This is a genomic window from Pseudomonas sp. Sample_23 (assembly GCF_004307595.1).
Taxonomy (GTDB): domain Bacteria; phylum Pseudomonadota; class Gammaproteobacteria; order Pseudomonadales; family Pseudomonadaceae; genus Aquipseudomonas; species Aquipseudomonas atacamensis.
In genome coordinates, this window is the sequence record NZ_RCNX01000050.1 from 1 (window position 1) to 2,565 (window position 2,565).

General features: G+C 62.1%; 2 protein-coding genes. Both read left to right on the forward strand.

Annotated features, from left to right (window positions below):
* On the forward strand, positions 1-2,105 hold a 2,105-nt coding region (locus D8U82_RS14025), incomplete at its 5' end, for a VapE domain-containing protein (RefSeq protein ID WP_130902378.1).
* Positions 2,098-2,457, forward strand: coding sequence for a hypothetical protein (locus D8U82_RS14030; RefSeq protein ID WP_093101811.1), 360 nt, complete (start codon positions 2,098-2,100; stop codon positions 2,455-2,457). The genes D8U82_RS14025 and D8U82_RS14030, both read left to right, overlap by 8 nt.
* Positions 2,458-2,565 lie beyond the last annotated feature (108 nt).

Genomic DNA, 2,565 nt, shown 5'->3' on the forward strand with positions numbered 1-2,565 from the left:
ACGGCTGGTACGTGGTCCACGAGCAGCGCACGGAGAAGGGCGACACCCTGATCTTTGGCGCCTTCGGTGACTGGCGTTCGGGCGAGACGCAGAAGATCAAGGTCAAGGCCGGCCGCATGTCGCCTGAAGAGCGTGAAGTGATGCGCGCCCGCCAAGAAGAAGCTAAGCGCCGCGCTGCCGAAATCGCGAGTAACGCTGCGCGGCGGGCCGCGAAAAGGGCGCAGGGTTTGTTCGAGCGCATGCCGACCACCGGCCGAAGCGACTACCTGGACCGTAAGCAGATCGTTGGTATCAAAGTGCGTTACGCGCCGCGCACCGGTGCGGTACTGGTGCCGATGAACAATGCCCGTGATCAGATCATGGGCCTTCAGGTGATCTTTCCAAACAAGCAGGAAGACACCGGCCGCGACAAATCCTACTGGCCTTACGGGATGGCAAAGGAGGGCACTTTCCACCTGCTCGGTCCGCACCCAGTACCGGGCGAACCGGTGCTGGTTTGTGAAGGTTACGCCACCGGCGCCAGCCTGCACATGGCGACCTCGCTCGCTGTGGCCGTAGCCTTCGATGCGGGCAACCTGTTGGCCGTGTGCAAGGTCATGCGCGAGCGCTTCGCCGGTTGCCCGCTGATCATCTGCCGCGATGACGACTGGAAGACCACCAAGCCCAACGGCGATGCGTGGAACCCGGGTGAGGAGAAGGCTAGCAACGCCGCGCTGATCGTCGGTGCCCAGGTCGTTGCGCCGATCTTCTCGATTGAACGTCACGACAAGTGGACCGACTTCAACGATCTGCACGTCGCCGAAGGCCTCGACGCGGTTCGCCGACAAGTCCTCGCGGTGGTCCGCCCACCGGCAGCCGGTGGCTGGAAAGATCAGTTGGCTCGCAGTGAAAGCGGCGCCTTGATCGCGCACATGCAGAATGTCGAACTGATCCTGGCTCACGACGAACGCTGGGCCGGGGTGATCAGCTACTGCGCCTTCAGCTCGAAGATCGTCAAGCTGCGTGCGGCGCCTTATGGCGGTGGCACCGGCGAGTGGGCCGACATCGATGATGTGCGCGTGATGAAATGGCTCGCGCAGCAGTACAACCTGCGCGTGAAGTCCTCGCACGTGATTGAGGCCGTCAGTGTCGTGGCCCACGATCACGCATTTCACCCGGTGCGTGAGTACCTGAAGAAACTCGAATGGGATCGTGTGCCGCGCCTGGAGCGTTGGCTGACGGATGTCATGGGGGTGAAGGCAACGGATTACACCTCCAAGGTCGGCAAGCGCTGGATGATCTCGGCCGTGGCGCGGGTGATGAAGCCCGGCTGCAAGGCTGACTCGGTGATGATCCTCGAAGGCGTGCAGGGCGCCGGTAAGTCGACCGCCATGAGCGTGCTCGGCGGTGAGTGGTTCATGGACACGCCGTTTGCCCTCGGTGACAAGGATGGCTTTCAGGCGATTCGCGGTAAGTGGATTGTCGAGCTCGGCGAGCTGGACAGCTTTAACAAGGCTGAGAGTACCAAGGCTAAGCAGTTCTTCTCGGCGTCCACCGACACCTACCGCGAAAGCTATGGCCGCAGAACATTGGACGTGCCACGCCAGTGTGTTTTCGTCGGTACCACCAACCAGGACGAGTACCTCAAGGACGCCACCGGCAACCGTCGTTATTGGCCGGTGGCCTGTACCAAGGTCGACGTTGCGTTGCTGCGCGAGATCCGCGACCAACTCTGGGCTGAAGCGATGTTCTGCTTTGAGGCCGGCGACCTCTGGTGGGTAACGCGAGAGGAGGCGCCGATGTTCAGCGAGGAGCAGGACGAACGCTTTGTGGTGGACGAATGGGAAACGCCCATCCTGACCTGGCTCGAAGAGTCGCAGATCGGCGAGACCACTACCGGCAGTGAAGTGATGAGTCAGGCGCTCAAGCTCGATCCCGGTCATTGGGGCAAACCCGAGCAGATGCGCGTGGGAGCGATCCTCCATCGACTGGGCTGGCGACGTTTCCGTTTGGGCGCCTTGAGCAAGAGCGGCCAGCGGCCCTGGGCCTACAAGAAACCGGATGGTTGGGGCAGGGCGCCTGTGCTGGAACAACCGGAGTTTGAGGAGCCGTGCTTCGATGATTAAAGCGATCGATATGGCTCTCAAACAATGGGCGCAGGAGCTGCACAGCGACGAGGTGGCCGCCGGTTACTCGGGCGGCAATATGGTCGCCATGATGATGGAGAGCGGTGGCCAGCTCGTGCGCGGCAGGCGTGGGAGCAGGGTGCCGCTGGAAGCCTCTCTGGACATCGAGCGTATCGTCAAGAAACGCCTCGATCCCGAGTTGAAGACGGTGGTGCAGGTGCATTACTTCCAGCCTGATGCGCCTTTGACTGCGCGTCTGGCCGAGAGTGGCTGCACACGCAATCTTTACTACCAGCGCCTACATGACGCTCACATCGTGGTCGAGCACTTCCTCTTGGGGGAAGCGGCTTGAACGTGGGCATTACTCTGGCTCACGCCGTCCCACTGGCCTGCCTCCGTCCCACTGCTTTTTGCGGTGGTGGGACGGGCGCAGGCCCCGTCGTTGTTGGGCTGTCCCACC

Excerpts from the sequence above, each read along its gene's own strand:
- D8U82_RS14030 (WP_093101811.1), top strand. The coding sequence starts at position 2,098 with ATGATTAAAGCGATCGATATGGCTCTCAAACAATGGGCGCAGGAGCTG.